General features: G+C 67.1%; 12 protein-coding genes. 2 read left to right on the top strand and 10 right to left on the bottom strand.

Annotation, left to right across the window (positions count from 1 at the left end; translation table 11 throughout):
* Nucleotides 1-80 precede the first annotated feature (80 nt).
* From K2O50_RS17090 to K2O50_RS17075, 4 genes are all read right to left on the bottom strand, one after another.
* Nucleotides 81-551 carry an arsenate reductase ArsC gene (locus tag K2O50_RS17090; protein WP_050705177.1) on the bottom strand — a complete coding sequence of 157 codons (471 nt, stop codon included), beginning with the start codon at nt 549-551 and terminating at the stop codon, nt 81-83.
* A 15-nt stretch (nt 552-566) separates the two neighbouring features.
* Nucleotides 567-1850, bottom strand: a complete 1284-nt coding sequence (locus tag K2O50_RS17085) for an arsenic transporter (protein WP_050705178.1) — start codon at nt 1848-1850, stop codon at nt 567-569.
* Between the two features lie 21 nt (nt 1851-1871).
* Nucleotides 1872-2216 (bottom strand): metalloregulator ArsR/SmtB family transcription factor, encoded by a 345-nt coding sequence (locus tag K2O50_RS17080; protein ID WP_050705179.1) that lies wholly within the window; start codon nt 2214-2216, stop codon nt 1872-1874.
* Nucleotides 2217-2367: 151 nt separating this feature from the next.
* Nucleotides 2368-2742, bottom strand: coding sequence for a hypothetical protein (locus K2O50_RS17075; protein ID WP_050705180.1), 375 nt, complete (start codon nt 2740-2742; stop codon nt 2368-2370).
* 424 nt (nt 2743-3166) lie between these two features.
* On the opposite strand from K2O50_RS17075, the gene K2O50_RS17070 reads away from it, so the two are divergent.
* A complete protein-coding gene (locus K2O50_RS17070; RefSeq protein ID WP_156329615.1) occupies nt 3167-3514 on the top strand; it encodes a hypothetical protein in 348 nt (115 codons plus the stop codon).
* A gap of 6 nt (nt 3515-3520) precedes the next feature.
* Here the strand turns inward: K2O50_RS17070 and K2O50_RS17065 are convergent, their stop codons facing one another.
* From K2O50_RS17065 to K2O50_RS17050, 4 genes are all read right to left on the bottom strand, one after another.
* Nucleotides 3521-4129, bottom strand: coding sequence for a hypothetical protein (locus tag K2O50_RS17065; protein WP_050705182.1), 609 nt, complete (start codon nt 4127-4129; stop codon nt 3521-3523).
* Nucleotides 4130-4195: 66 nt separating this feature from the next.
* Nucleotides 4196-5524: a TolC family outer membrane protein gene (locus K2O50_RS17060; RefSeq protein ID WP_050705183.1), complete on the bottom strand. Its 1329-nt coding sequence runs from the start codon at nt 5522-5524 to the stop codon at nt 4196-4198.
* Nucleotide 5525: 1 nt separating this feature from the next.
* Nucleotides 5526-6863, bottom strand: a complete 1338-nt coding sequence (locus K2O50_RS17055; protein ID WP_050705184.1) for an HlyD family type I secretion periplasmic adaptor subunit — start codon at nt 6861-6863, stop codon at nt 5526-5528.
* Between the two features lie 6 nt (nt 6864-6869).
* Nucleotides 6870-8606 (bottom strand): type I secretion system permease/ATPase, encoded by a 1737-nt coding sequence (locus K2O50_RS17050; protein WP_050705185.1) that lies wholly within the window; start codon nt 8604-8606, stop codon nt 6870-6872.
* A gap of 657 nt (nt 8607-9263) precedes the next feature.
* On the opposite strand from K2O50_RS17050, the gene K2O50_RS17045 reads away from it, so the two are divergent.
* Nucleotides 9264-20090, top strand: a complete 10827-nt coding sequence (locus K2O50_RS17045) for a peroxidase family protein (protein ID WP_050705186.1) — start codon at nt 9264-9266, stop codon at nt 20088-20090.
* 66 nt (nt 20091-20156) lie between these two features.
* Here K2O50_RS17045 and K2O50_RS17040 read toward each other — a convergent pair whose 3' ends face one another.
* Together K2O50_RS17040 and K2O50_RS17035 are read right to left on the bottom strand one after the other, a co-directional pair.
* Nucleotides 20157-22598: a TonB-dependent siderophore receptor gene (locus K2O50_RS17040; protein WP_050705187.1), complete on the bottom strand. Its 2442-nt coding sequence runs from the start codon at nt 22596-22598 to the stop codon at nt 20157-20159.
* A 133-nt stretch (nt 22599-22731) separates the two neighbouring features.
* Complete coding sequence (locus K2O50_RS17035; protein ID WP_050705188.1) at nt 22732-24972, bottom strand: TonB-dependent receptor; 2241 nt, start codon at nt 24970-24972, stop codon at nt 22732-22734.
* Nucleotides 24973-25009 lie beyond the last annotated feature (37 nt).

The raw sequence follows: 25009 nt of genomic DNA, 5'->3' as shown, positions 1-25009 counted from the left end.
GATGGTTCACTGCGGGGCCTAGATTGCCATTTTCCCTGGGGTTCGACGAGCGTGTTGCAACGCCTCGAAAGGACCAGCCCTCAGAGCCTGCCGATCTTCTCCAGTTCAACCCCAAGCTGATCGCGCCCGAGGCGGTCCAGGGGCAGGGCGAGGAACGCCCGGCAGCGCCGTTCGATATGCGCCAGGGTGGCGCGGAAGGCGGCGTCGATGGCCTGCTCGTCGCCCACCACCTCGGACGGGTCCGCCAGCCCCCAGTGGCATTTCAGGGCCGGGCCGAAGTATACCGGGCAGGTTTCTCCGGCGGCCTTGTCGCACACGGTGATGACGATGTCCGGCGGGTTGTGCGCGAAGGCGTCGTTGCCTTTGCTGCTCAGCCCCTCGATGGCGATGCCGGCCTGCTGCAGGGTGCTCAGGCTGCGCGGCAGCACCTGGCCCCTTGGAAAGCTGCCGGCGCTCACGGCCTGCAAGCCCGGCGGCGCCAGGTGGTTGAACAGGGCTTCGCTGAGGATGCTGCGGCAACTGTTGGCCGTGCACATGAACAGGACTCGCATGGGGCGCTCCGGGTATCAAAGGCTCAGGCGCAAGGCCAGGGCCGAGAGGGTGATCAACAGGACCGGCAGGGTCAGCAGGATGCCGACCTTGAAGTAGTAGCCCCAGGTGATGCGCATGCCCTTGCGCTCGAGCACGTGCAGCCAGAGCAGGGTGGCGAGGCTGCCGATGGGGGTGATCTTGGGGCCCAGGTCGCAGCCGATGACGTTGGCGTAGATCATCGCCTCGCGCACCAGGCCCTGGGCATCGCTGGCCTGGATCGACAGCGCGCCGATGAGCACGCTGGGCATGTTGTTCATCACCGACGACAGCAAGGCGGCGAGCAGGCCGGTGCCGAGGGTGGCGCTCCACAGGCCGTGCGCGGCCAGGCGGTCGAGCAGTTGCGTGAGCAGGTCGGTGAGGCCGGCGTTCTTCAGGCCGTACACCACCAGGTACATGCCCAGCGAGAAGATCACCACCTGCCAGGGCGCCTCGTGCAGCACGCGGCGGGTGGAGATGCGATGTCCGCGGGCGGCGACGGCGAACAGCATCGCCGCGCACACCGCCGCCACCGCGCTGACCGGCACGCCCAGCGGCTCAAGGGCGAACAGCCCGACCAGCAGCACCACCAGCATCCAGCCGCCGACCACGAAGGTGGCGCGGTCATGGATCGCCGCCTCAGGTGCCTTGAGCGCATCGAGGGCGTAGTGACGGGGCAGGTCGCGGCGGAAGAACAGCCAAAGCACGCCGAGGGTGGCGGCGACGCTGACCAGGTTCACCGGGACCATCACCGCGGCGTACTCGCCGAAGCCCAGGCCGAAATAGTCCGCCGAGACGATATTGACCAGGTTCGACACCACCAGCGGCAGGCTCGCGGTGTCGGCGATGAAGCCGGCGGCCATGACGAACGCCAGGGTCGTGGCCGCCGAGAAGCGCAGGGCCAGCAGCATCGACATGACGATGGGGGTTAGGATCAACGCGGCGCCGTCGTTGGCGAACAGTGCCGACACCGCCGCGCCCAGCAGCACGCAGAAGGCGAACAGCCGGTAGCCGCTGCCATTGGCCCAGCGCGCCACATGCAGGGCGGCCCATTCGAAGAAGCCGGCTTCGTCGAGCAGCAGGCTGATGATAATGATGGCGATGAAGGTGGCCGTGGCGTTCCAGACGATGGCCCAGACCGCCGGGATATCCTGCAGCGAGACCGCGCCAACGGCCAGGGCGATCAGCGCGCCGAGTGCCGCGCTCCAGCCCACGCCCAGGCCACGGGGTTGCCAGATCACCAGCACCAGGGTGAAGACGAATACCGCGATCGCGATCAGCATGGGTGTTTTCCGGGGGCAGGTTCAGCAGCAGGCGGCGCGTTGCGGGCGGCCGTCCATGAGCTGCAGGCGGGTGGTGTTGTCGTGCAGCCAGGTTTCGTTGGCCCGCAGGGTCAGTTGCAGCAGGTCATGCACCCAGGCGGGGAGCTGCGGGGCGAGGCGGTAGTACACCCACTGGCCCTGGCGGCGGTCCTGCAACAGGCCGCAGTTGCGCAGTTGAGCCAGGTGGCGGCTGATCTTCGGCTGGCTGTCACCGAGGGCGCACATCAACTCGCAGACGCACAGCTCGCCCGACTGGGCGATCAGCAAGGTGGCACGGGCGCGGGTCTCGTCGGCGAGGCATTTGAATACCTCGGGGGGCGTGAGCATGGTGATGGCCTGTACATATGGAAAATCGAATATACGAATTTCCATATGTAAAGCGCAACCCCATCGCGGGGCAAGCCCGCTCCCACGCTGTGCAAGCTAAATCAGCAAGTTATGTTTTGTTCCAGAGGGAAGCAGGCAGCGCATGGACTGTTCAGCGGCGATAGTAGCGGTGGTCGTCGTCATAGCGATGTCGCAGGGCGCGTTCGTGATGGCGCTCCCAGTAGCGTTGCCGTTCCATTTCGCGGCGGTGCTGTTCCCGGCGCCATTGTTCGCGGCGCCACTGCTCCCGACGCCAGTCGTCGCGGTGATCGTGCCAGCGCTCGTCGTGCCGGTAGCGGTCGTCATGGGCCAGCAGCGGCGCCGAGGGCGTGCTGGCCAGGCTTGGCCAAGGGTTTTCGCTGGCCTGGCGGTCCGCCAGTTCGAAGGTGTGAGGTGTCGAGGTCTTCATCGGTGCGGCGGATGCCGAGCCTGCGGCCGCGAGTGCGAACAGGCCAACGAGCAGCATGCATGGGGCAGGGAATTTCATGAGTGAAGACAACCTCTGAATGGCAGGAGAGCGTGCGTTCGGTGGCTGTTGGAGCAACCGAGGAAAGCACTCACCCAATAGACCGGGAAAATGGAAAAAGTTCTGGAGGGGGGGTTGCTTCGGGAGGTGTTCGCCACAGCCCTTGCAGCGCCTATGAGATCGAGCGCCGCCCGCGCGGCGCATCGCGACGCAAGGCCGCTCCTACATTTGTTGCAACGTGCCGAACCTGTCAGGCCATGGTTGCCAGTCTTGGTGCACGTCTTGAGACAGGCGAGGCGGCAGTGGTGCACACGCTGAAACCGCGGCGTACCCACAAGGCGTACCAGGTAATGGCACAGGATTGACTGGCCCGAAACAGATGTAGGAGCAACTGTCTTGCTCAACTGCTAAAGCATCCGCGACCCTGGTGCAGATGCTCGATGGCGTGGCATCGATCGCATCTGGTCCGGCAGCTCCGGTGACACTGGGCGCCGGTTGGCAGCAACTGTTCGGCGACACGGAACGCACTCCGAGGGTCGCATTGCCAGCCGGTGCCGGAGCCTGGACCCACGGACACCTGGTGGTCGAGCGCATGCCCCTGGCCGAGGTGCTCGAGGAACTCGACAACTATCGTCCCGGCGTGCTCAGGTGCGACCCGCGGGTCGCGCGATTGCAGGTCAGCAGGTCATTGTCCCTCGACCAGCCGGATGCCAGCCTGATGCTGCTGACCGAGATCCTGCCGGTCCGGGTCCAGCGGGTGCTGGGGTTCTGGGTCAACGTGGTGCCGGCCTGAGCCCACTCATTTCACCTGGCCGTTGTACACCACGGTCGCGGCGCCATCCTTCTTGATGGTCAGCTTGTTGCCCTCGGCCATGCTTTCGACCATTTCCGAACAGCCATCCACTTCGGCCTTTCCATCCACGTACTCGCCGCTGGTGTCGAAACTGAAGACATAGGTGGACGCCGGGCAGGCATTGCCGCCTTCGCCCGTGGACACCACCAGCACATAACGGTTGGGGCCGAAGGCGTAGGCCTTCTCGATGGCGACGTAGCCGGTGGCTTCGGCGTCGGCGACGATGGACTCCATGACATTCATCACGCCTGCCCGGGACTGGTAGTTCAACGCGGTGCCCAGTTCCATGCTCTGGACGCTGAACGGACCGGCGCCTTCGTCGCTGATCGGCAGCGGTGCATAGGCGATGCTTGGCGCCAGCGGCGCGGTGACGGCGGGCTTGGCCAGCAGCGCGGCCTGGGGCTGCGGGTTGACGCACTGGCCGCTTTCACAGATGCGCTCACCCTTGCAGTCGGTGTCCTTGGCGCATTGGCCGGACACCGCGGAGGTCTGTTCGGCCTTGTCGCAGCCGGCGATGGCCAGGGTGAGGAGGGTGAGGGCAAGCAGTCGCTTCATCAGCGAAGTCCTTTTCATGGATGAGGGCTGCGTAGTATCGCCAATCCGCGGGCGGATGTCGTGGGGCTAGTTGTTCACCAACAACTCCGGCCCCAGGTACCGGTTGATCTGGTCGATGTCATCATCCCCCAGGCTGCCCACCGCCGAGGCCAGGCGCAGGCGCGACATCAGGTAGCGCAGCTTGGCCTCGAACAGGTCATGCCGTGCCACGAACAGCAGCTCCTCGGCGTCGAGCACATCGGCGTTGGTGCTGGTGCCGCCGGCACTGAAGCCCTTGCGTGCCGACAGCAGCGAGCGTTCGTTGGAGGCCACCGCCTTTTCCAGCGCGTGCACGCGCAGGGCGCCGCTTTGCACGCCACGAAACTCGCGGGTGGTGCCGGTGATGACTTCCTGTCGCGTGGCATCCAGTTCGTCCAGGGCCTTGGCGCTGTTGGCGCTGGCCTGGCGGCTCAGCGCACTGACGCCGCCGCCACTGTAAAGCGGAATGTTCAGCTCCAGGCCGATCGAGCTGTAGTGGTTGCGCTGGTTCAGCTCGGAGATCGACTGGCTCTTGCCGGCGGTGTAGCCGGCGACGAAGTCCAGGGTCGGCCAGTGGCCGGCCTTGGCGCGTTTGACCTCTTCTTCGGCCAGCGCGTAGCTGTGCCGGCGCGCCTGGATCACCGGGCTGTCGGCCTGGGCCCTGGCCAGCCAGTCGCGCAAGTTGTCCGGCAGCAGCGGCGGGGTGGCGAAGTCCGCCTGCAGGGTGGTCAGCGACACGGGTGTCTCGCCGATGTACTCGGCCAGCTTGCGGCTGGCGTTGGCCAGGTTGTCCTGGGCCTCGATCAGTTCGGCCTCGGCGAGGTCACGGCGGGCCAGGGACTCGTCGATATCGGTGATGGTGCCGGCCCCCAGCTGCATGCGTCGCCTGGCCGAGCCGAGCTGCTCCTCGAAGGCGCCGAGCTTGGCCCGGGCCAGGTTGATGGTCTCGCTGGCCAGGAGCACGTCGAAGTAGCTGTCGGCCAGGCGCACGGCGGCGTCCTGGCTCTTGGCGTCGAACACCGCCACGCTGTAGTCGGCGCGTTGCTGGCCCTGGCGGTATTCGGCCATCTTCTGCTTGTTGAACAGCGGCTGGCGCAGGCGCAGGTTGGCGCCGGTGGCGTCATAGTCGAGGTCGTTGTCGATGCCGTGCTGGCGCTGGCTGCCGTCGATGCGGTTGGCGTAGGCCGAGGCGTTGACCTGCGGCAGCAGGCCGGCCTGGCCGATGGCGCGGTTTTCCAGACCGGCCTGCTGTTCATGCACCGCGGCGCGGTAGATCGGCCCCTGGTACTGCAGCAGATCCCAGGCTTGCTTGAGGTCCATGGCGCCTGCTGGCGACGCCAGCGCCAGCAGGCACAGGCCAAGGCAGTGGCGGTTCATCTCATTGCTCCTTGAACGCGGCGTCGACGCGTTCGAGCAGGGGTTTGAGCAGGTAGCTCAGCAGGTTGCGCTCGCCGGTCTTGATGGTGACGGTGGCGGGCATGCCGGGGCGAATATGGTTGCTGCCGAGCAAAGCCATGCCCTCGGCTGTGACCTCCACCTGGGCCAGGTAGAACGGCTGCTTGCTCTCCTCGTCGAGTAGACGGTCGGCGGAGACGGTCAGCACGCGCCCGGGAATGTTCGGTGTGCTGGCGTGGTTGAAGGCCGGGAAGGCGATGTCCACGGCCAGGCCCGGGGTCATGCGGTCGATGGCCTGCACTGGGATCATCGCGTCGACCTGCAGCGGCTCGTCGAGCGGGACGACCTCCATGATCCGGCTGCCGGGTTGGACCACCCCGCCGACGGTGGCGATGCTCAAGGCCTGGACCATGCCGTCGATGGGCGCGCGGATGATCGTATGGGTCACTTCGTAGTCCAGGGCGCGCAGGCGATCGGCCAGGGTGGTGCTTTCCTTGGCGGTGTCGGTCAGCTGCGACTGCACTTCCTTGAGGTAGTCGTGGCGGCGCTGCAGGACGCGCAGCCTGAGCTCGTTGATCTGGCTGCGAACCCGGGCGATGTTGTTGAGGTTCTCGGCCTGGCCGGCGGAGAGGTCGGCGTTGCTGCGCTCAAGCTCCAGCAGGCGGTTGCGCGGCACGTAGCCTTCGGCCGCGAGCATGCGCGTGCCTTGCAGCTCCTGGCCGAGGAAGCCGATCTGCGAGGCGCGGGCGCCATACACCTGCTGCAGGCCCTTGAGCTGCACCGCCGAGGCGGCGAGGTTCTCCTCGAGGATGCCGATCTCGCCGGCCAGGCCCGCGCGGCGGGTCGCCAGCAGGTGCTGTTGCAGGTCCATGGCCGCCAACAGGCGCGGATCGTCTTCGAACTGGCGCAGCAGGGCAGGGGCGAAGGTCACCGTGTCGTGGCCGTCGCGCTCGGCCTCCAGACGGTTCTCCACGGTCTTGCTGACAATGTACTGGGCGCTGACCGCGCCTTGCTCGGCCACCGCATGCAGGGCGTCGAGGCGTACCAGCGCCTGGCCTTTGTTCACCCGCTCGCCCTCGTGCACCAGGATCGCCTCGACGGTGCCGCCGGTCAGGTGCTGCACGGCCTTGCGGTTGCTGGTGACCTTGACCGTGCCGGTGGCGACCACGCCAGCGTCCAGGGGCGCCAGCCATGACCACAGGAGGAAGCCGCCGAAGCCGGCGAGCGCCAGCCACAGGCCCCAGCGCACGGGTTTGCCGACGTCGAGGTCGATCGGATTGGCGTCGCTGGGCAGCAGTTCGGTTTGCGTGGAATGGATCATGATCGGTCACTCCCGTACCTTGACGGCGGCCAGCGGGGTCGCGGCGCCAGCGGGGATCACGCTGGCCGTGCGCAGGGCGGCGAACACTTCTTCACGGCTGCCGAGCATCTGCACGGCGCCGTCGCGCAGCATCAGCACCTTGTCGACGGCGCAGAGCACGTTGGGGCGGTGCGAGATCAGCACCACCGTGGCGCCGCGGCCCTTGAGCTCGGCGAGGGCGTCGACCAGGGCCTTCTCGCCGAGGTCGTCGAGGTTGGCGTTCGGTTCGTCCAGCACGATCAGGTTGGGTTCGCCGTACAGCGCGCGGGCCAGGGCGATGCGCTGCTTCTGGCCACCGGACAACGGGCCGCCGTCGCTGTCCAGGCGGGTGTCGTAGCCCTGGGCAAAGCGCAGGATCATGTCGTGCACGCCGGCGCTCCGGGCGGCGCGAATCACTGCCTCGCTGTCCACTTCGGCGAAGCGGGCGATGTTGTCGGCGATGCTGCCTTCGAACAGCTCGACATCCTGGGGCAGGTAGCCGAGCCAGGGGCCCAGTTCGCGCTTGTTCCAGGTGAAGATGTCGGCGCCGTCCAGGCGCACCTTGCCGGCCTGGGCTGGCCACACCCCGACCAGCAACCGCGCCAGGGTCGACTTGCCAGAGGCGGACGGGCCGATCACCCCGAGGCTTTCACCCGGCGTCAGGCTCAGGCTGACGCCGCGCAGGATGGTGCTGCTGGTGCCGGGCGCGCCGGCATAGACGTTCTCTACCGCCAGCATGCCCAGCGGCCGTTGCAGCGACATGCTCGGCGGGCGCTGCGGGTAGTCCTGCAGCAAACCGTTGAGCCGCCCCCAGGCCAGGCGGCAGCCGAGCAGCGGCTTCCACGCGGCGATCACCTGTTCCACCGGACCCAAGGCTCGGCCGGTCAGAATCGAGCAGGCGATCATCATGCCCGGGGTGATCTTGCCCTCGATCGCCAGCAGGGCCCCGGTGCCGAGGATCAGCGACTGCAGGGTGATGCGCACGAAGCGCCCGATGCTGCCGATGACGGCGGCGCGGTCGGAGGCCAGGGTCTGCATCTGCAGGATGCGCAGGTGGCTCTGGAACCAGCGCTGGCTGATCGACGGCAGCATGCCCATGGCCTCGATCACCTCGGCGTTGCGCAGGTTGTTGTTGGCGTAATGGGCGCAGGCGAGGGCGGCGTGGTTGGCCTCGCCCAGGGGCTGCTTGGTGGCCTTTTCGGTGAGCCAGGCCAGGGCCGCGAGGATCAGCGAGCCGACCAGGGTGACCAGGCCGAGCAGCGGGTGGATCAGGTAGGCGACGAGCAGGTAGATCGGTGTCCAGGGCGCGTCGAAAAAGGCGAACAGGCCGTTGCCGGTGAGGAACTGACGCACCTGCGCCAGGTCCTGCAGCGCTTGGCCGGGGCTGCCGCCGGCACGACTGAGGTTGCGCTCGAAGGCGGCGCTGAACAGGCGTCGGTTGAGTGCCATGTCCAGGCGGTTGCCGACCCGCACCAGCACCCGGCTGCGCAGCAGCTCCAGGGTGGTCATCAGCAGGAACAGCCCTACCACCAGCACCGTCAGCATGCCCAGGGTCGTGAGGTTGCGGCTGACCAGCGCGCGGTCGTACACCTGCAGCATGTACACGGCGGGCGTCAACATCATGACGTTTATCACCCCGCTGAACACCGCCAGGGCATAGAAACTGCGTCGCAGTTGAAACAGTGCCTCGGCCAGCTCGGAGCGGGTACCTGTCTGCCTGGTCATCGGGGGAGCCTCCCTCTGCGCAAAATGCCGGCCGCCGTTGCGGTGGTCGGGCTAAAAGCCTTGTGGTTGCTGGCCTGCAGAAGGTCTGTCGCTCTTGTGGCGGGTTATTCCGAATACGCTGCAGGGAGCCCACAAACAGCAGAGTAGGTTGCGTAGAAATATCTTGTAATATCTTTTTGCTCTATATGTTCCTTCAAGTTCCTATTAAAAACAGTGGCTTGAGAAGCATTATCGATGCGAGATATTTTTTGCTGACGAAATATTGACAAGATTTTGCCGCGCAACTTTAGTCTTAATCAGTTCGTGGGAACTTTCGCCGCAGGCCTGCTGTCGCCCCGACCCCTCGCGAATCCTTGTCGACATTCCTGTGGGAGCAGAACATGACTCGTCTCCTGTTCTTGTACCGAGTGAATGGGCTCTACAGGACGTTCCCCTGCCATTCGAGAAACCATGGCCCGCCCCGGGCCCGGGAGCGCCGCGCCTGAGCGACGGCGAGCCCTGAACCTTCGCGAATCCGAGGCACGTAGCCCGCACGACGGGTAACGCTGTCGCGCACCCGTATTCGCCATAAAAAAACCAACCGCATGACCGTGCACGCCACCGACCGGGCGCGACGGGCGCCTGCGCCTCGCTCCCGACAGACAGAGGTCAACCATCATGGCCAATTTCAGCAAGTCCGACCTGCAATTCATCCTCCAGCAGATTTTCATCGCCGAGGCCCACGCCCAGGGCGCCAGCCTCATCGACCTGCTGCCCAACAGCCAGGTGCCGTTCGGCCTGCGTACCGTCGATGGCAGCTACAACAACCTGGTGACCGGGCAAAGCGAGTTCGGCGCCTCGGACAACGCCTTCCTGCGCTTGATGGATGCCCAGTACCGCGCGGCGTATTCCGGCACCGGCACGGTGAGCGACAGCCAGCCGCGCACCATCAGCAACCTGATCGTCGACCAGACCGCCAACAACCCGGCCGCGGTCGATGCCAACGGCGGCGCCGCCCCGGTGCTCAGCCCCGGCATCGACGGGGTGTTTGGCACCGCCGATGACAAAGAGGTGTTCTTCATTCCCAACCAGTCGCCGGATGCCGGCCTGACCGCCGGCTTCAACGCCTGGATGACCTTCTTTGGTCAGTTCTTCGACCACGGCCTGGACCTGGTCACCAAGAGCAGCAGCCAGATGGTGTTCATCCCGCTGCAACCGGACGACCCGCTGTACGTGGCCAACAGCCCGACCAACTTCATGGTGCTGCCGCGTGCCGTGCGCACGGCCGGCGCCGATGGCGTGGTCGGAACCGCCGACGATGGCCAGCCCAACACCACCTCGCCCTTCGTCGACCAGAGCCAGACCTACAGCTCGCACCCCTCGCACCAGGTATTCCTGCGCGAGTACGCCCTCGATGCGGCCGGTCACCCGGTGGCCACCGGGCGCTTGATCACCAACCGTGACCTGGGCGCCGATGGCAAGTTCGGCACCAGCGACGATGGCAACGGCGAGAACGGCGGCATGGCCACGTGGGCCGTGGTCAAGGCCCAGGCCCGCGACATCCTCGGCATCAACCTGACCGACGCCGACGTGCACCGGGTGCCACTGCTGGCCACCGACGCCTATGGCAACTTCCTGCGTGGACCCAACGGCATGCCGCAGGTGGTGATCCGCGTGGGCAATGGCGCCGACGGCATTGCCGGCACCGCCGACGACGTCACCCAGCTGGTCGAAGGCAACCGCGCCGCGCCCATCAGCCTGGCCAATGCCGTGAGCAGCGGCCATGGTTTTCTCGACGACATCGCCCACAACGCCGAGCCGGTGTTGGTCGGCGGGGTGCTGCAGGCCGATGCCGACAGTGCCGTGGGCAATGCCCAGCCCATGGGCCCGGGCGGCAACAACCTGACCTACGACAACGAACTGCTCGACGCCCACTACATCGCAGGTGACGGCCGGGTCAACGAGAACATCGGCCTGACCGCCGTGCATCACGTGTTCCACTCCGAGCACAATCGCCTGGTCCAGCAGACCAAGGACACCATCCTCGCCTCGGGCGACCTGGCGTTCCTCAACGAGTGGCTGATCGACGATGTGGCCGCCTTGCCCGCCACGCCCGCCGAGGTGGCGGCGCTGGTGTGGAATGGCGAACGCCTGTTCCAGGCGGCCAGGTTCGGTACCGAGATGCAGTACCAGCACCTGGTGTTCGAGGAGTTCGCCCGCACGATCCAGCCACAGATCGACGAGTTCCTCGCCCCCAGTGGCTACGACACCTCGATCAACCCGGCGATCCTCGCCGAATTCGCCCATGTGGTGTACCGCTTCGGCCACTCGATGCTGACCGAGACCGTCGACCGCTTCGACCCGGCGTTCAACCCGATCCTCAGCGATCCGGACAACCCGGACCAGCAACTGGGCCTGATCGCCGCCTTCCTCAACCCGCTGGCCTTCGCCGGCAGCGGCGCCACCGCCGATGAAGCGGCCGGGGCGATCATCCGTGGCGTGACCCGCCAGCTTGGCAACGAGATCGACGAGTTCGTCACCGAGGCGCTGCGCAACAACCTGCTCGGCCTGCCCCTGGACCTGCCGGCGCTGAACCTGGCCCGTGGCCGCGACACCGGCATCCCCTCGCTCAACGAGGCGCGGCGCGAGTTCTACACCATGACCGGCGACAGCCAGCTCAAGCCCTACATCAGCTGGGTCGACTTTGCCGACCACCTCAAGCACCCCGCGTCGCTGGTCAACTTCATCGCCGCCTACGGCACTCACGCTTCGATCACCTCGGCGACCACCCTGGTCGACAAGCGCGCCGCCGCCCTGGCCCTGGTGCTCGGCGGCAGCGGCGCGCCGTCCGACCGCCTGGACTTCCTCAACGGCACCGGCGCCTGGGCCAACGTGACCAAGGCCGGCAAGGACGGCGTGCTGGGCACCGCGGACGACCTGAGCGGGGTGACGGTGACCGGGGTCGACGCCATCGACTTCTGGGTCGGCGGCCTGGCCGAGCAGAAGATGCCCTTCGGCGGCATGCTCGGCTCGTCCTTCAACTTCGTCTTCGAGACCCAGCTGGAGGCCCTGCAGAACGGCGACCGCTTCTATTACCTGTCGCGTACCGCGGGCCTTAACTTCGGCGCGGAGCTGGAGAACAACTCGTTCGCCAAGCTGATCATGGCCAACTCGGATGTCACCCACCTGTCCAACACCGTGTTCCTCACCCCGACCTTCACCCTCGAGGTCAACCAGGCCAACCAGTTCACCGGCCTTGGCGGCGACGGCCGCGCCGACCCCACCGGAGGGATCGAGATCAACGGCGTGGAGATCGTGCCGCTGGTCATTCGCGACAACCCCGACACCGTGGGGCCGGACGGCAACTACCTGCACTACACCGGCGAGGACCATATGGTGCTCGGCGGTACCTCGGGCGATGACATCATCCTTTCCGGCGAAGGCGACGACACGCTCTATGGCGATGGCGGCAACGACTACCTCGAGGGCGGCGCCGGCAACGATGCCGTGCTCGGTGGCGCAGGCGACGACATCATCACTGACGCGTTCGGCGACAACCGCCTGGAAGGCAACGCCGGCAACGACGTGATCGTCGCCGGCAGCATGCTCGCCGCCGGCAACCTGATCCTCGGCGGCGACGGCCAGGACTTCATCATCACCACCGAGGACATCAGCACCACCTTCGGCGGCCAGGGCGACGACTTCATCCTCGGCGCCAAGACCAACCTGCCGCCCACCGGCAACGAAGGTGACGACTGGATCGAGAAGGGCACCCAGGACGGCGCGCCGGGCGACAACTTCGCGCCGCTGCTCACCGATGAAGTGGTGGGCAACGACATCTTCGTCGGCGGCGGCGGCTTCGACGAAATGATCGGCGAGGGCGGCGACGACATCTTTGTCGGCAGCGATGCCCAGGACAAGATGGACGGCATGTCCGGCTTCGACTGGATCACCTACAAGAACGACCAGGTCGGCGTCACCGCCGACCTGAGCCTGGCCGCGCTGGCGCAGCCCCATGGCAACGCGCCGAACCAGAACGCCGGGGTGTTCAACCCGGTCGGCGCCTCGCCGGCGTCGATCCTCGATCGCTTCGCCGAGGTCGAGGGGCTGTCCGGTTCGCGCTTTGCCGACGTGCTCAAGGGCGACGACGTCGATGCGGTCACCATCCTCAACCATGGCGGCACCACCGGCAGCGCCCTGAGCAATGTCGCGCTGATCCGCGGCTTGGCGCAGTTCCTCGCCGACGCCGGGCTGCCGACCACGGGCTTTGCCACCGGCAACATCCTGCTGGGCGGCAATGGCAGCGACCTGATCGAGGGTCGCGGCGGCGACGATCTGATCGACGGCGACAAGTGGCTCAACGTGCGTATCGCGGTCTACGCCGCCGATGACGTCGACCACACGGGGCCAGAAATCGCCAGTTTCGACAGCATGGTCGAGATGATCCCGTTCATGCTCGACCGCACCTACAACCCCGGCCAGCTCAAGGCCATCCGGGAAATCCTGCCCGGCACCTCGACTGGCGGCGCGGCCTTCGACACCGCGGTGTTCTCCGGGGTGCAGGCCGAGTATGTGGTGACCCAGGACACCCGCGGCACCGCCGATCTGGCGGACGATGTATGGACCGTGGCCGATACCGTGGCCGGGCGTGACGGCACCGATACCCTGCTGCACATCGAGCGCCTGCAGTTCGCCGATGCCCAGCGCGTGCTGGTGCCGGGCCTGAACGCGCAGCCGACTGGCAGCCCGAGCCTCAGTGACGGCAACGGTGGCGCGATCACCGTGGGCGATATCCTCAGCGTGAGCATGGCCGGGGTGCGCGACGGCGACAACGTCACGGCGGGCAACCCGCTGGGCACCCTGGCCAATGCCTCGGTGTCCTACTACTGGCAGTTCGAGGCCGACCCCGGCAGCGGCGTGTTCCAGGACATCATCCTGCTGCCGGCCGGCGACCTGGCGTTCCAGAGCGCCGATGGCACCGCGTTCAAGGTGTCGCCGGACCTGGTCGGCCTTTCGCTGCGGGTCAAGGCGATCTACCAGGACGCCCACGGCACCACCGAGGTGCTGTTCTCCGCGCCCACCAGCGTGGTCGAGGCCGGCGCGCCGGTGGTGCCGACCGCGCCCACGCCGGTGGTCGATGCCAGCGCGGGGGGCGAGGGCCTGCACATGGTCCGTTCCGACCTCAACTTCATCCTTGCCCAGATCAAGATCGCCGAAGCGGATGCCGCCGGGCAGGACATCCTCTCGCTGATCCCCAACATCCGCGCACCCTTGGGCCTGCGCGCGGTCGACGGCTCGAACAACAACCTGATGAACCTCAATGGCCATGACCACACCGAGTATGGCGCCGCCGACAATGTCTTCCCGCGCCTGACCGACCCGGTGTTCAATGCCGCCGAGGGCGCGCCTGCCGGGTTCTTCGGCCCCGGCTCACCGGCCATTCCCGGCTCGTCGTACCAGCAGACCAGCGGCTACGTGTTCGACTCGCAGCCGCGCACCATCAGCAACCTGATCGTCGACCAGACCTCGAACAACCCGGCGGCCTACGCCAGCGCCTACGACCCCGGCGCCAACGGCGTGCTGGACTTCGGCACGCCGGGCAACGACGACCAGCTCAAGGACGGTGTGCGGGTGGTCGCCAGCCCAGGCATGGACGGCCAGTTCGGCACCGGCGACGACCATGATGTCTTCCTGTTCGAGAACACCTCGGCGGATGCCGGGCTGTCGGCGCCGTTCAACGCCTGGATGACCTTCTTCGGCCAGTTCTTCGACCACGGCCTGGACCTGGTCACCAAGGGCGGTTCGGGGACCATCTTCATACCCCTGCAGCCGGACGACCCGCTGTACGTGCCGGGCGGTGCCGCCAACTTCATGGTGCTGACCCGGGCCACCAACCTGCCGGGGCCGGACGGCATCCTCGGCAACGCCGACGATATCCACGAGCACACCAACACCACCACGCCGTTCGTCGACCAGAACCAGACCTACAGCTCGCACCCCTCGCACCAGGTCTTCCTGCGTGGCTACCAGCTCACCGCCAGTGGCCCCATCGCCACCGGCCGGCTGATCACCAACCGTGACCTGGGCGCCGACGGCAAGTTCGGCACCGCTGACGACAGCGAGATCGGTGGCATGGCCACCTGGAAGGTGGTCAAGGCCCAGGCCAACGACATCCTCGGCATCCACCTGACCGACGCCGACGTCGACAACGTGCCGCTGCTGGCCACCGATGCCTATGGCAACTTCATCAAGGGGCCGCATGGCTATCCGATGGTGGTGATGAAGGGCGCCGACGGCCTGGGTGGCACCGCCGACGATGTGCTGGTCGAAGGCAACCCGCTGGCGCCGATCGACCTGACCCACGCCGTGCGCACCGGCCACCAGTTCCTCGCCGACATCGCCCACAATGCCGTGCCGGTGTCCATCGGCGGCGTGCTGGCGCCGGATGCCGACAGCGCCACCGGCAACGCCGTGCCGGTCAACCCGCACACCGGCGCCAACCTGGCCTACGACAATGAACTGCTGGACGCCCACTACATCGCCGGCGATGGCCGGGTCAACGAGAACATCGGCCTGACCGCGGTGCATGCGATTTTCCATTCCGAGCACAACCGGCTGGTGGCGCAGACCCAGGACACCGTGCTCGACTCGGGCGACCTGGCCTTCCTCAACGAGTGGCTGCTGACCCCGGTCAGCGCCTTGCCCGCCAGCCAGGCCGAGATCGACGCCCTGGTGTGGAACGGCGAGCGGTTGTTCCAGGCAGCCAAGTTCGGCACCGAGATGCAGTACCAGCACCTGGTGTTCGAGGAATTCGCCCGGACCATCCAGCCGCGCGTCGACCTGTTCTTCGCCCCGACTCAGGTCTACGACGTCGACCTCGATGCCTCGATCGTCGCCGAGTTCGCGCACACCGTGTACCGCTTCGGCCACTCGATGCTGACCGAAACCGTCGACCGCTTCGACATCGACTTCAAGGTGATCGGCGACCCGGCCAGCGCCAACCCCGAGCAGCAGATGGGCCTGATCGCGGCGTTCCTCAACCCGCTGGCCTACGCCGCCAGCGGCGTGACCCCCGAGGAGGCGACCAGCGCCATCGTGCGCGGGGTGACCCGCCAGGCCGGCAACGAGATCGACGAGTTCGTCACCGAGGCGCTGCGCAACAACCTGCTCGGCCTGCCGCTGGACCTGCCGGCGATCAACATCGCCCGTGGCCGCGATGTCGGCATCCCCTCGCTGAACGCCGTGCGCCGCGACATCTTCGGGCAGACCGGCGATACCCAGCTCAAGCCCTACACCAGCTGGGTCGACCTGGTGCAGCACCTCAAGCACCCGGAATCGCTGATCAACTTCATCGCCGCCTACGGCACCCACGGCTCCATCACCTCGGCCACCACCCTCGACGGCAAGCGTGCCGCGGCCCTGGCCCTGGTGTTCGGTGGCGCGGACGCGCCGTCCGACCGCCTGGACTTCCTCAACGGCAGCGGCAGCTGGGCCAACGTGACGCTGGCGGGCAAGGACGGGGTGCTGGGCAGCGTCGATGACCTCAAGGGCGTGACGGTGACCGGCGTCGATGCCATCGACCTGTGGATTGGCGGCCTGGCCGAGGCCAAGACCCCGTTCGGCGGCATGCTCGGCAGCACCTTCAACTTCGTGTTCGAGAACCAGCTGGAGAAACTGCAGGACGGCGACCGCTTCTATTACCTGGAGCGCACCGCCGGCCTGTCGATGAACGCCGAGCTGGAAAGCAACTCGTTCGCCAAGCTGATCATGGCCAACACCTTGGCCACGCACCTGCCGGGCCTGGTGTTCTCCGACCCCGGGTTCTACCTGGAGCTGGATCGCAGCAAGCAGTACAACGACGGCCTGGGCAACGCCGACCCGCTCGGCGACAACGGCCAGCAGGTGGTGTTTCGCGACAGCCCGCTGACCGAAGGGCCCGACAGCAACTACATCCGTTATGCCGGTGACCAGCACATCGTGCTGGGCGGCACCCAGGGCGACGACATCCTGGTTTCCAGCGAAGGCGACGACACGGTCTGGGGCGACGGCGGCAACGACCGCATCGAAGGCGGCTACGGCAACGACCAGCTGCGCGGCGGTGCCGGCGACGACATCATCAGCGACATGGGCGGCGACGATAACATCCAGGGCGGCGACGGCAACGATGTGCTGCATGGCGGCAATGGCGTCAACCTGATCATCGGCGGCTTCGGCAACGACTTCATCGTCACCGGCGAGGATGCTTCCGAGGCCATCGGCGGCCAGGGCAACGACTTCATCCTCGGCAGCAAGGCCAACGAGCAGGACATGGGCAACGAAGGCGACGACTGGATCGAGAAGGGCACCTCGGACGGCGCCCCCGGCGACAACTTCGACCCCCTCGGCAACGACCCGGTGATCGGCAACGATGTGTTCGTCGGCGGCAACGAGAACGACAAGTTCAACGGTGAAGGCGGCGACGACATCATGGTCGGCAGCCTCGGCTTCGGCGATCGCTACATCGGCGGTTCCGGCTATGACTGGGCGACCTTCAAGGGCCTGGCCCAGGGCGTGACCGTCGACTACAGCGACCGCTTCTTCGATGTGCCGCCGGTACCGGGCTCGGGGGCTTCGGCGCTGGTGCGCTTCGACATCATGGAAGGGCTGTCGGGTTCGGCGCACGGTGACTTCCTGCGCGGCGACAACGAGGACGCCACCTCGCTGCCGACCGCCGGGGCCACCGGCAGCGTGCTCACCAACATCAGCCTGATCAACGGCCTGGCCGGGCTGCTGCCCGTCGGTGCGACCTTCTACGACGGCGGCAACATCATCCTCGGCGGCAGTGGCAGCGACCTGATCGAAGGGCGTGGCGGCGACGATATCCTCGACGGTGACAAGTGGCTGAACGTGCGCATCAGCGTGCGTGCCAACAATGACGGCAGCGGGCCGGAGATCGCCTCGTTCGACAGCATGGAGCCGATGGTGCCGCTGATGCTCAAGGGCACCTACAACCCCGGCCAGCTGGTGATCGTGCGGGAAATCCTCAGCGGTACCGACCAGTACGACACCGCGCTGTTCTCCGGCATCGCCACGGACTACCGCATCGTCGTCGAAGGCAACACGGTGATCGTCACCGACACGGTGGTCGGCCGCGACGGCGTCGATCGCCTGACCGGCATCGAGCGCCTGCAGTTCGCCGACGGTGCCCAGGCTTCCGGCGTGGGCAGCGCGGTGAACAACGGCCCCAGCGGCCACCTGGCGATCGTCGACGATGCCACCGGCCTGCGCGACGACACGCCCGTGGCCGGGCAGTTGCTGCGGGTCAGCGACCTGGCGGTGCACGATGCCGACAACCAGGGCGCGAGCAACCCCAGCGGCGCGCTGAGCGGGCCGGTGGCCTATTACTGGCAGGTGGAGAACATCCCCGGCACGGGCGTCTACGAGGACATCACCTTCGTCGCCGCCGGCGAGGTCTCGCGGGCGATTGGCAGCACCTACCGGGTGGCGGATGATGTCGCCGGCCTGAACATTCGCGTGCGGGCGGTGTACCAGGATGCCAAGGGCACCCTGGAGATCGTCGACTCCTCGGCCAACAGCGCGCCCAGCAGCGGGCCCGCCGTGGCCGGGCTGCTGGTGCAGAACCAGGTGCTGAGCGCCAACCCGGCGACCATCGTCGACGCCGACGGCATCGGCAGCGCGCCGTTCACCTTCCAATGGCAGATGAACAACGGCGCGGGCTGGGTCGATATCGCCGGTGCCACCGCCAGTACCTTCACCCTTGGCCAGCCCCAGGTCGGCCAGCATGTCCGGGTGCAGGTGGGCTACGTGGACACCTTCGGCGTGGCCGAGCGCGCCGCCTCCGACATCCTCGGACCGGTGGCCAACGTCAACGATGCGCCGACTGGCACGGTGCTGATCAGCGACACCACGCCGGACCAGGGGCAGCTGCTGACCGCCTCGACCGCCGGCATCGCCGATCTCGACGGGCTGGGCGCCTTCAGCTTCCAGTGGCAGCAGGGCGTGGGCGGCAACTTCGTCGATATCGCCGGCGCCACCACGGCGAGCTACACCCCGGGCTTCGCCCAGGGCAACCAGCAACTGCGGGTGATCGTGCGCTACACCGACGGCTTCGGCGCCCAGGAAACCGTCACCTCTGCCGCGACCACGGCGGTGCGCCTGCTGACCGGCGTCACCCTGGTGGGCACCAGCGCGGCGAACATACTCACCGGCGGCGCGGGCAACGATGTGCTACGGGGCCTGGGTGGCAACGACACGCTCAATGGGCTGGGCGCGGTGGACCAGCTGTTTGGTGGGGCGGGCAACGACATCCTCAACGGCGGTGACGACGGTGACTTCCTGTTCGGCGAGGACGGCAACGACACCCTCAACGGTGGCGTTGGCGCGGATGCCATGGACGGCGGCCTCGGCAACGACACCTTCGTGGTCGACAATGCCGGCGACAGTGTCGTCGAGGCGGTCGGTGGCGGTACCGACCTGGTGCAGACCAGCCTGCTCAGCTACCAGCTCGGCGCCAACGTCGAGAACCTCACCTACACCGGCAGCGGCAATTTCACCGGCACCGGCAACGCGCTGGCCAACACCCTCACCGGCGCGGCCGGCAACGACCAGCTCGATGGCGGTGCCGGTGGTGACCGGATGGTGGGCGGTGCCGGCAACGACACCTATATCGTCGACTCCACGTCGGATGTGGTGGTCGAGGCGGGTGGCGGCGGCATCGACACCGTGTTGACCGCGCTGGCCAGCTACAGCCTGGCTGCCAACGTCGAGAACCTGACCTACACCGGCGTCGGCAACTTCGTCGGCACCGGCAACGGGCTGAACAACGTCATCACCGGCGGTGCCGGCAACGACACCCTCAGTGGCGACGGCGGCAACGATACCCTGGTCGGCAACGCCGGCAACGACACGCTCAACGGCGATGCCGGCAACGACCAGCTGATCGGTGGCCTCGGCGCCGACAGCCTGAACGGGGGCGGCGGCGATGACAGTCTTGACGGCGGGGAGGGCGATGATTCGCTCAATGGCGGTGTCGGCAACGACACGCTGCAGGCCGGGGCGGGCAACGACAACCTCGACGGTGGCGTCGGCATCGATGTGCTGGTCGGTGGCGACGGCAATGACACGGTGCTGGGCGGTGGCGGCAACGATGTCGTGCAGGGCGGCAACGGCAACGACTTCGTCGATGGCGGGGCCGGTGACGACATCGTCAGCGGTGGCGCCGGCAATGACTCGCTGGTGGCCAGCGACGGCAACGATATCTTCCAGTTCGCGGCGGGCTTCGGCACCGACCAGGTGTTCGGCTTCGACGCCGCCCCGGCAGGCGGCCAGGACCGGCTGGATATCACGGCGCTGAGCATTACCGCGGCGAGCTTTGCCGTCAGTGTCAGCATTGCCGATGTGGGCGCCGATACGCTGGTCAGTTTCGGAGGGCCTGACTCCATACGCCTGGTCGGGGTGGGGGATGCGACCAGCGTGACGGCGGCGGACTTTATCCTCGCGTCTTGAGGGCAAGTGTGTCGATGTCTCGGGCAAGCCCGCTCCTGCAGGAGCGGGCTTGCCCGCGATGGGCCATCAGAAATCGTAGCTCAGGCTGGTGTAGTAGAACGCCCCCTGCGCTCCTTCGGGGCTGGTGATCGAATACTTCGGCACGCCGTACAGCTGCGCGCCTTCGAGCTTGTCGGGGTGGCTGTCGAACAGGTTGATCGCCCCCACCGACAAGGTCAGCCCCAGCCCGAAACGGTAGGCCACGTCCAGGTCGGTCACCCACTGCGCGCCGAAGGTCTGGTCCAGTGCCGGATTGGCGGCGTTGCGGTTCTGCCACTGGCCGTAGCGGCGCTGGGCCACGGTCACGTTCCAGCCCTGGTACTGCCAGTTGGCGCTCAGGGTCAGCTTGTCCTTGGGCGTGCCGTCCTCGATCAGCCCCTGGGTGTTGCGGCCGATGATCTGGGTGCCGGCAATGCCGCCGACATCGTCCAGCCCGGTGATGCGGGTGTTGGTGCGCGCATAGCCGCCGTTGAGGTCCAGCCGGCCCCAGGCGCCGAGGTCGAGCTGGTAATGCCCGGCCAGTTCGATGCCGTCGGTGCGGGTGTCGGCGATATTGCTGTAGAACGCCGCGCTCTGGATGTTGGCGTACGGCGTGCCGGCGAAGATCGGCCCGACCACCGAGGCCGGCAGCTGGTCGGACAGGGTGATGCGGTTGTCGATGTCGATGCGATAGGCATCGATGGTCAGCGACGCGTTGGCCAGCGGACGCCATACCAGGCCGACCGAGAAGTTGGTCGACTCCTCGGGCTTGAGCGCCTTGCCGCCCAGCAGCCGCGCCTCGGGGCTGTCGGCGCGCAGGGTGCGCTGTTGCACCTCGACCCAGTTGCCGCTGCCTGGCGGCTGCTCGACCACCTGCACGCTGAACGACGACAGCCCCGACTGCACCAGCGACGGCGCGCGGTAGCCGGTGCTGGCGCTGGCCCGGGCGGCGATCTCGGGGGTGAAGTCGTAGCGCAGCGACAGCTTGCCGTTGGTGGTGTCGCCGAAGTCGGAGTAATGCTCGCTGCGCAGGGCAAAGCCGGCCTGGAACTGCTCGGTGATCTGCCCTTCGAGGTCGAAGTAGGCGCCGATCACCCGGCGGTCGAGGGAGGCGGCGTCGACCTGGGTGATGCCCGAATAATAGCCGGGGATGCGCCGCCCGGTCAGCGGGTCGACGGTGTTGAACAGCGGCCCGTTCTGCCAGCCCTGGGCGTCGCCGGCGCTGAGCTGGTAGTTTTCCTCGCGCCAGGCCAGGCCGGCGGACACCGTCAGTGGCTTGAACAGCAGGTCGGTGGCGAAGTCGCGGGTCCAGTCCAGGGTCAGGTTGGTCTGGTCGGCCTCGCGCCGGCCGGTGTAGAGGGTCGAGGCGCTGGCCGTGCCCCAGCTGGGGTTGATGGCATCGCGGTCGGTGGAGTCGACGCGGTTGTTGCCATGGTTCAGGGCCAGGTCGAAGTGCCCGAGGGTTTCGTCCTCGTAGCGCAGGCCGCCGGTGACGGCATGGTCCTCCAGGCCGTAGCGGGTGATCGGCAAGCGGCCTTCCGGGTAGCGCGCCAGGGCCACGCTACCGTAGTTGTTGCGCAGGGTGGTGGGCGGGTCGAAGAAGTTCTCGGCGTCAGTGTTCTTGTGCGCGTAGGTGGCCAGGCCGTAGGCGCTCAGGCCATCACCCAGGCCCATTTCGGCGTTGGCAGTGAAGTTGTACTGGTCCGAGACATTGCCCGAGCCCCAGCGCCAGTTGCGGTAGCGGTTGTTCTGCTCGCGCGGGGTCGCGGTGCTGGTGGAGCCGGGGTAGAAGATCCGGTTGTCGTCGCGGGTGTCGCTGGCCGGGTCCTGGCTGCCGGCATCGAAGGCCAGGGTGAGGAAACCGTCATTGGGCAGGGCGAAGCCTTTCCAGCCGCTGAGCTTGCGCTGCAGGCCGTCGCCCTTGTCGTAGCCGCCGAAGCGGTAGCCGAGGTTGCCGCCTTCGTCGCGCTCCTTGAGCACGATGTTGATCACCCCGGCGATGGCGTCCGAACCGTACTGGGCGGCGGCGCCGTCGCGCAGGATCTCCACCCGCTCGACTGCCACCAGCGGAATCAGGCTCAGGTCCACCGCCGCCGCGCCACGGCCGTTGGCCAGGCCCTGGCGGGTGACGTTGGCGCTGGTGTGGCGGCGCTTGCCGTTGACCAGCACCAGCACCTGGTCGGAGGCCAGGCCGCGCAGCGAGGCGCCCTGGGCGATGGAACCGGCGAAGGCGCCTTGTGGTGATTGCGGGTAGTTGAACGAGGGTGACAGGGCGGTGAGGGCGCCGGACAGGTCGCGGGCGCCGGTTTCCTGGAGCTTTTCGCCGCTGAGCACGTCCACCGGGGCGGCGCTTTGCAGGGCGGTGAGGTCGCTGCGGTGGGTGCCGACCACGACCACGGTGTCGAGGCGGTCGGTGGATTCGGCGGCCAGCGCGGGCACGGCGAGGCTGCCGATGGCCAGGCTCAGGGCCAAGGGGGTGTGGTGGGGCATGGGGATTCCTGCTGAAAAGAAGTGTGGACTGTGCCGGCCCTGTCGCGGGGCAAGCCCGCTCCCACGCCAGACCTGCAACGGCAGCATTGGCGTGGGAGCGGGCTTGCCCCGCGATAGGGCCGCAAACGGCGACCTAGAACCGGCTGGTAACGCTCATCCCCACGGTGCGCGGATCGCCGTAGGTGATCACGTACTGCCCGGCACCGCCGTTGGGCCGGCCATGCACCTGGTAGCGGCGGTCGGTGAGGTTGTTGACGAAGCCGGTGACGCTGAGCTTGTCGTCGGCGCTGAACCAGCTCAGGCGCGCATTGGCCAGGGTGTAGTGCGGCTGGCTGAGGGTCTCGTCGGCACTGCTCTGGCGGTCGGCGAGGAAGTACTCCTTGTCGCGAAAACTCACGTCGCCACCGGCCACCACGCGCCCGGGCACGTCCAGTGGCAGGGTGTAGTCGGCGCCCAGCGACACCACGTTGCGCGGGGAGCGCACGAAGCTGTTGCCGCTGTAGTCGCCGGTCACCGCGCCGGTGGTGGGGTTGGTGTTCTTGAAATCGGTGTACTCGGTGTCGAGGAACGACACCGCCGCGCGCAGGTGCAGGCGCTCGGTGGGCTGGCCCTCGATCTCAAGCTCGGCGCCCTTGACCTTGCCCTTGGCACCGTTGGTCAGGGCGGTGGTGAGCACGCCGCTGTTGACCGTCAGCAGGTTCACCTGGATGTCCGAGTAGTCGTAGTAGAAAACGTTGGCGTTGACCGTCAGGCGCCGGTCGAACCACTCGGACTTGAGTCCCAGTTCGTAGGCGTCCAGTTCTTCCGGATCGACCGTGGTCAGCTGCGCCAGGCTGGTGGAAAGCCCGGTATTGAAACCGCCGGAACGGAAGCCATGGGCATAGCGGAAGAACACCCGCAGGTTGTCGTTGATGCGGTATTCCGGGGTCAGGTCGTAGGTCCAGGCTTCCCAGGTCTTGTCCTGCTGGCGGTTGCCGTTGCTGCCGGCGCCGGCGATGGGGATCAGCGGGCCGTTGGCGCTGGCGCGGGTCAGCTGCACCAGGTCCAGGTCGATGTCCTTTTTCTCCTGGGTCCAGCGCAGGCCGCCGGTCACGCTGAAGTCGTCGGTGAAGTCATAGGTGACGTTGCCGAACAGCGCGTAGCTGTCGGTGCGGTGGTCGAAGCCCAGGTCGCGAAACGCCGTGCTGCCGACCTGGTTGGAACCACTGCCGTTGGGTGTCGGGCCCGGGGTGACGATGCGCTGCGAGGCGCTGTCGAGGTCTTCGTGGAAGTAATGGGCGCCGAGCAGCCAGTGCAGCGGACGGTCTTCCGGCGAGGCCAGGCGCAGTTCCTGGGACCACTGGCGGTAGCTGTTGTCGGTGATCGCGGCGCCATTGACCTCGTAGGGGGTGTAGTCGGCGTCGGTGGTGGAGCGGTTGCGGATGTAGTCGTAGGCGCTGATCGAGGTCAGGGTGTAGTCGCCCAGGTACCAGTTGAAGGTTAATGACGCGCCGTCGTGGTCGAGGCGGTAGTCCTCGTTGACATTGAGCGAGATGTCGCGGCCATTGGGGCGCTGGTAGCCGACGTTATAGTAGCGGCCCACCGGCAGCGAGCCGTTGCTGCCGTCGCCCTTGAACTGGCGGCTGTGGATCTTCAGCAGGGCGTCCAGGTCCGGGTTGAGCTGGGCGAGGAACTGCAGGCGCACGGCTTTCTTGTTGACGTCGCCGTAGCTGTTGCCATCGAAGTCGTTGTGCTGGAAGCCGTCGCGTTCCTCGGAATACAGCGACACCCGGCCAGCCAGTTTCTCGTCCACCAGGGTGCCGCCGAGGGCGCCGTTGAGGATGCGCTCGTTCTTGCTGCCGAAGCCGACCGTGCCATATCCGTCGGTGTCGAAGGTCGGTTTCTTCGAGATCACGTTGACCGCGCCGGCGGTGGTGTTCTTGCCGTACAGGGTGCCTTGCGGGCCGCGCAGGATCTCGATGCGTTCCAGGTCGAACAGCGGCCCGCCGCCGGCGATGGGCGCGTTGAGGTAGACGTCGTCGGCGTAGATGCCCACCGGGTAGACCGTCGCCGCGCCGGTGTCGCCGGTGCCCAGGCCACGGATGTACCAGCGCGGGCGGCCGTCGCCGTCGGGGTTCTTGGCCGAGGCATTGGGCACGAAGGTGGTGATGTCGCCCATCGAGCGCACGCCGTCGGCGACCAGTTGCGTGCCCTTGATCGCCGACACGGCCACCGGCACTTCCTGCAGGGTCTGTTCGCGGTGCTGGGCAGTGACGGTGACGGTCTCCAGGGCCGGCTCGGTCTTGGTGTCGTCGGCGGCGAAGGTGTGGCTGGCGGTGCTGCCCAGCAGCAGCGCGAGGCTGATCTGGCGGGCTAGTGGATGGCGCTGGTACATGTGGAATCTCCCCAAGTGAAAGCGTTGTTGGGGAGGA

Source organism: Pseudomonas sp. 2hn (assembly GCF_019646095.1).
In the GTDB taxonomy this organism is placed as follows: domain Bacteria; phylum Pseudomonadota; class Gammaproteobacteria; order Pseudomonadales; family Pseudomonadaceae; genus Aquipseudomonas; species Aquipseudomonas peradeniyensis.
The sequence above is the reverse complement of the archived record's forward strand: the minus strand, read 5'-3'. Positions and strand labels throughout refer to the sequence as shown.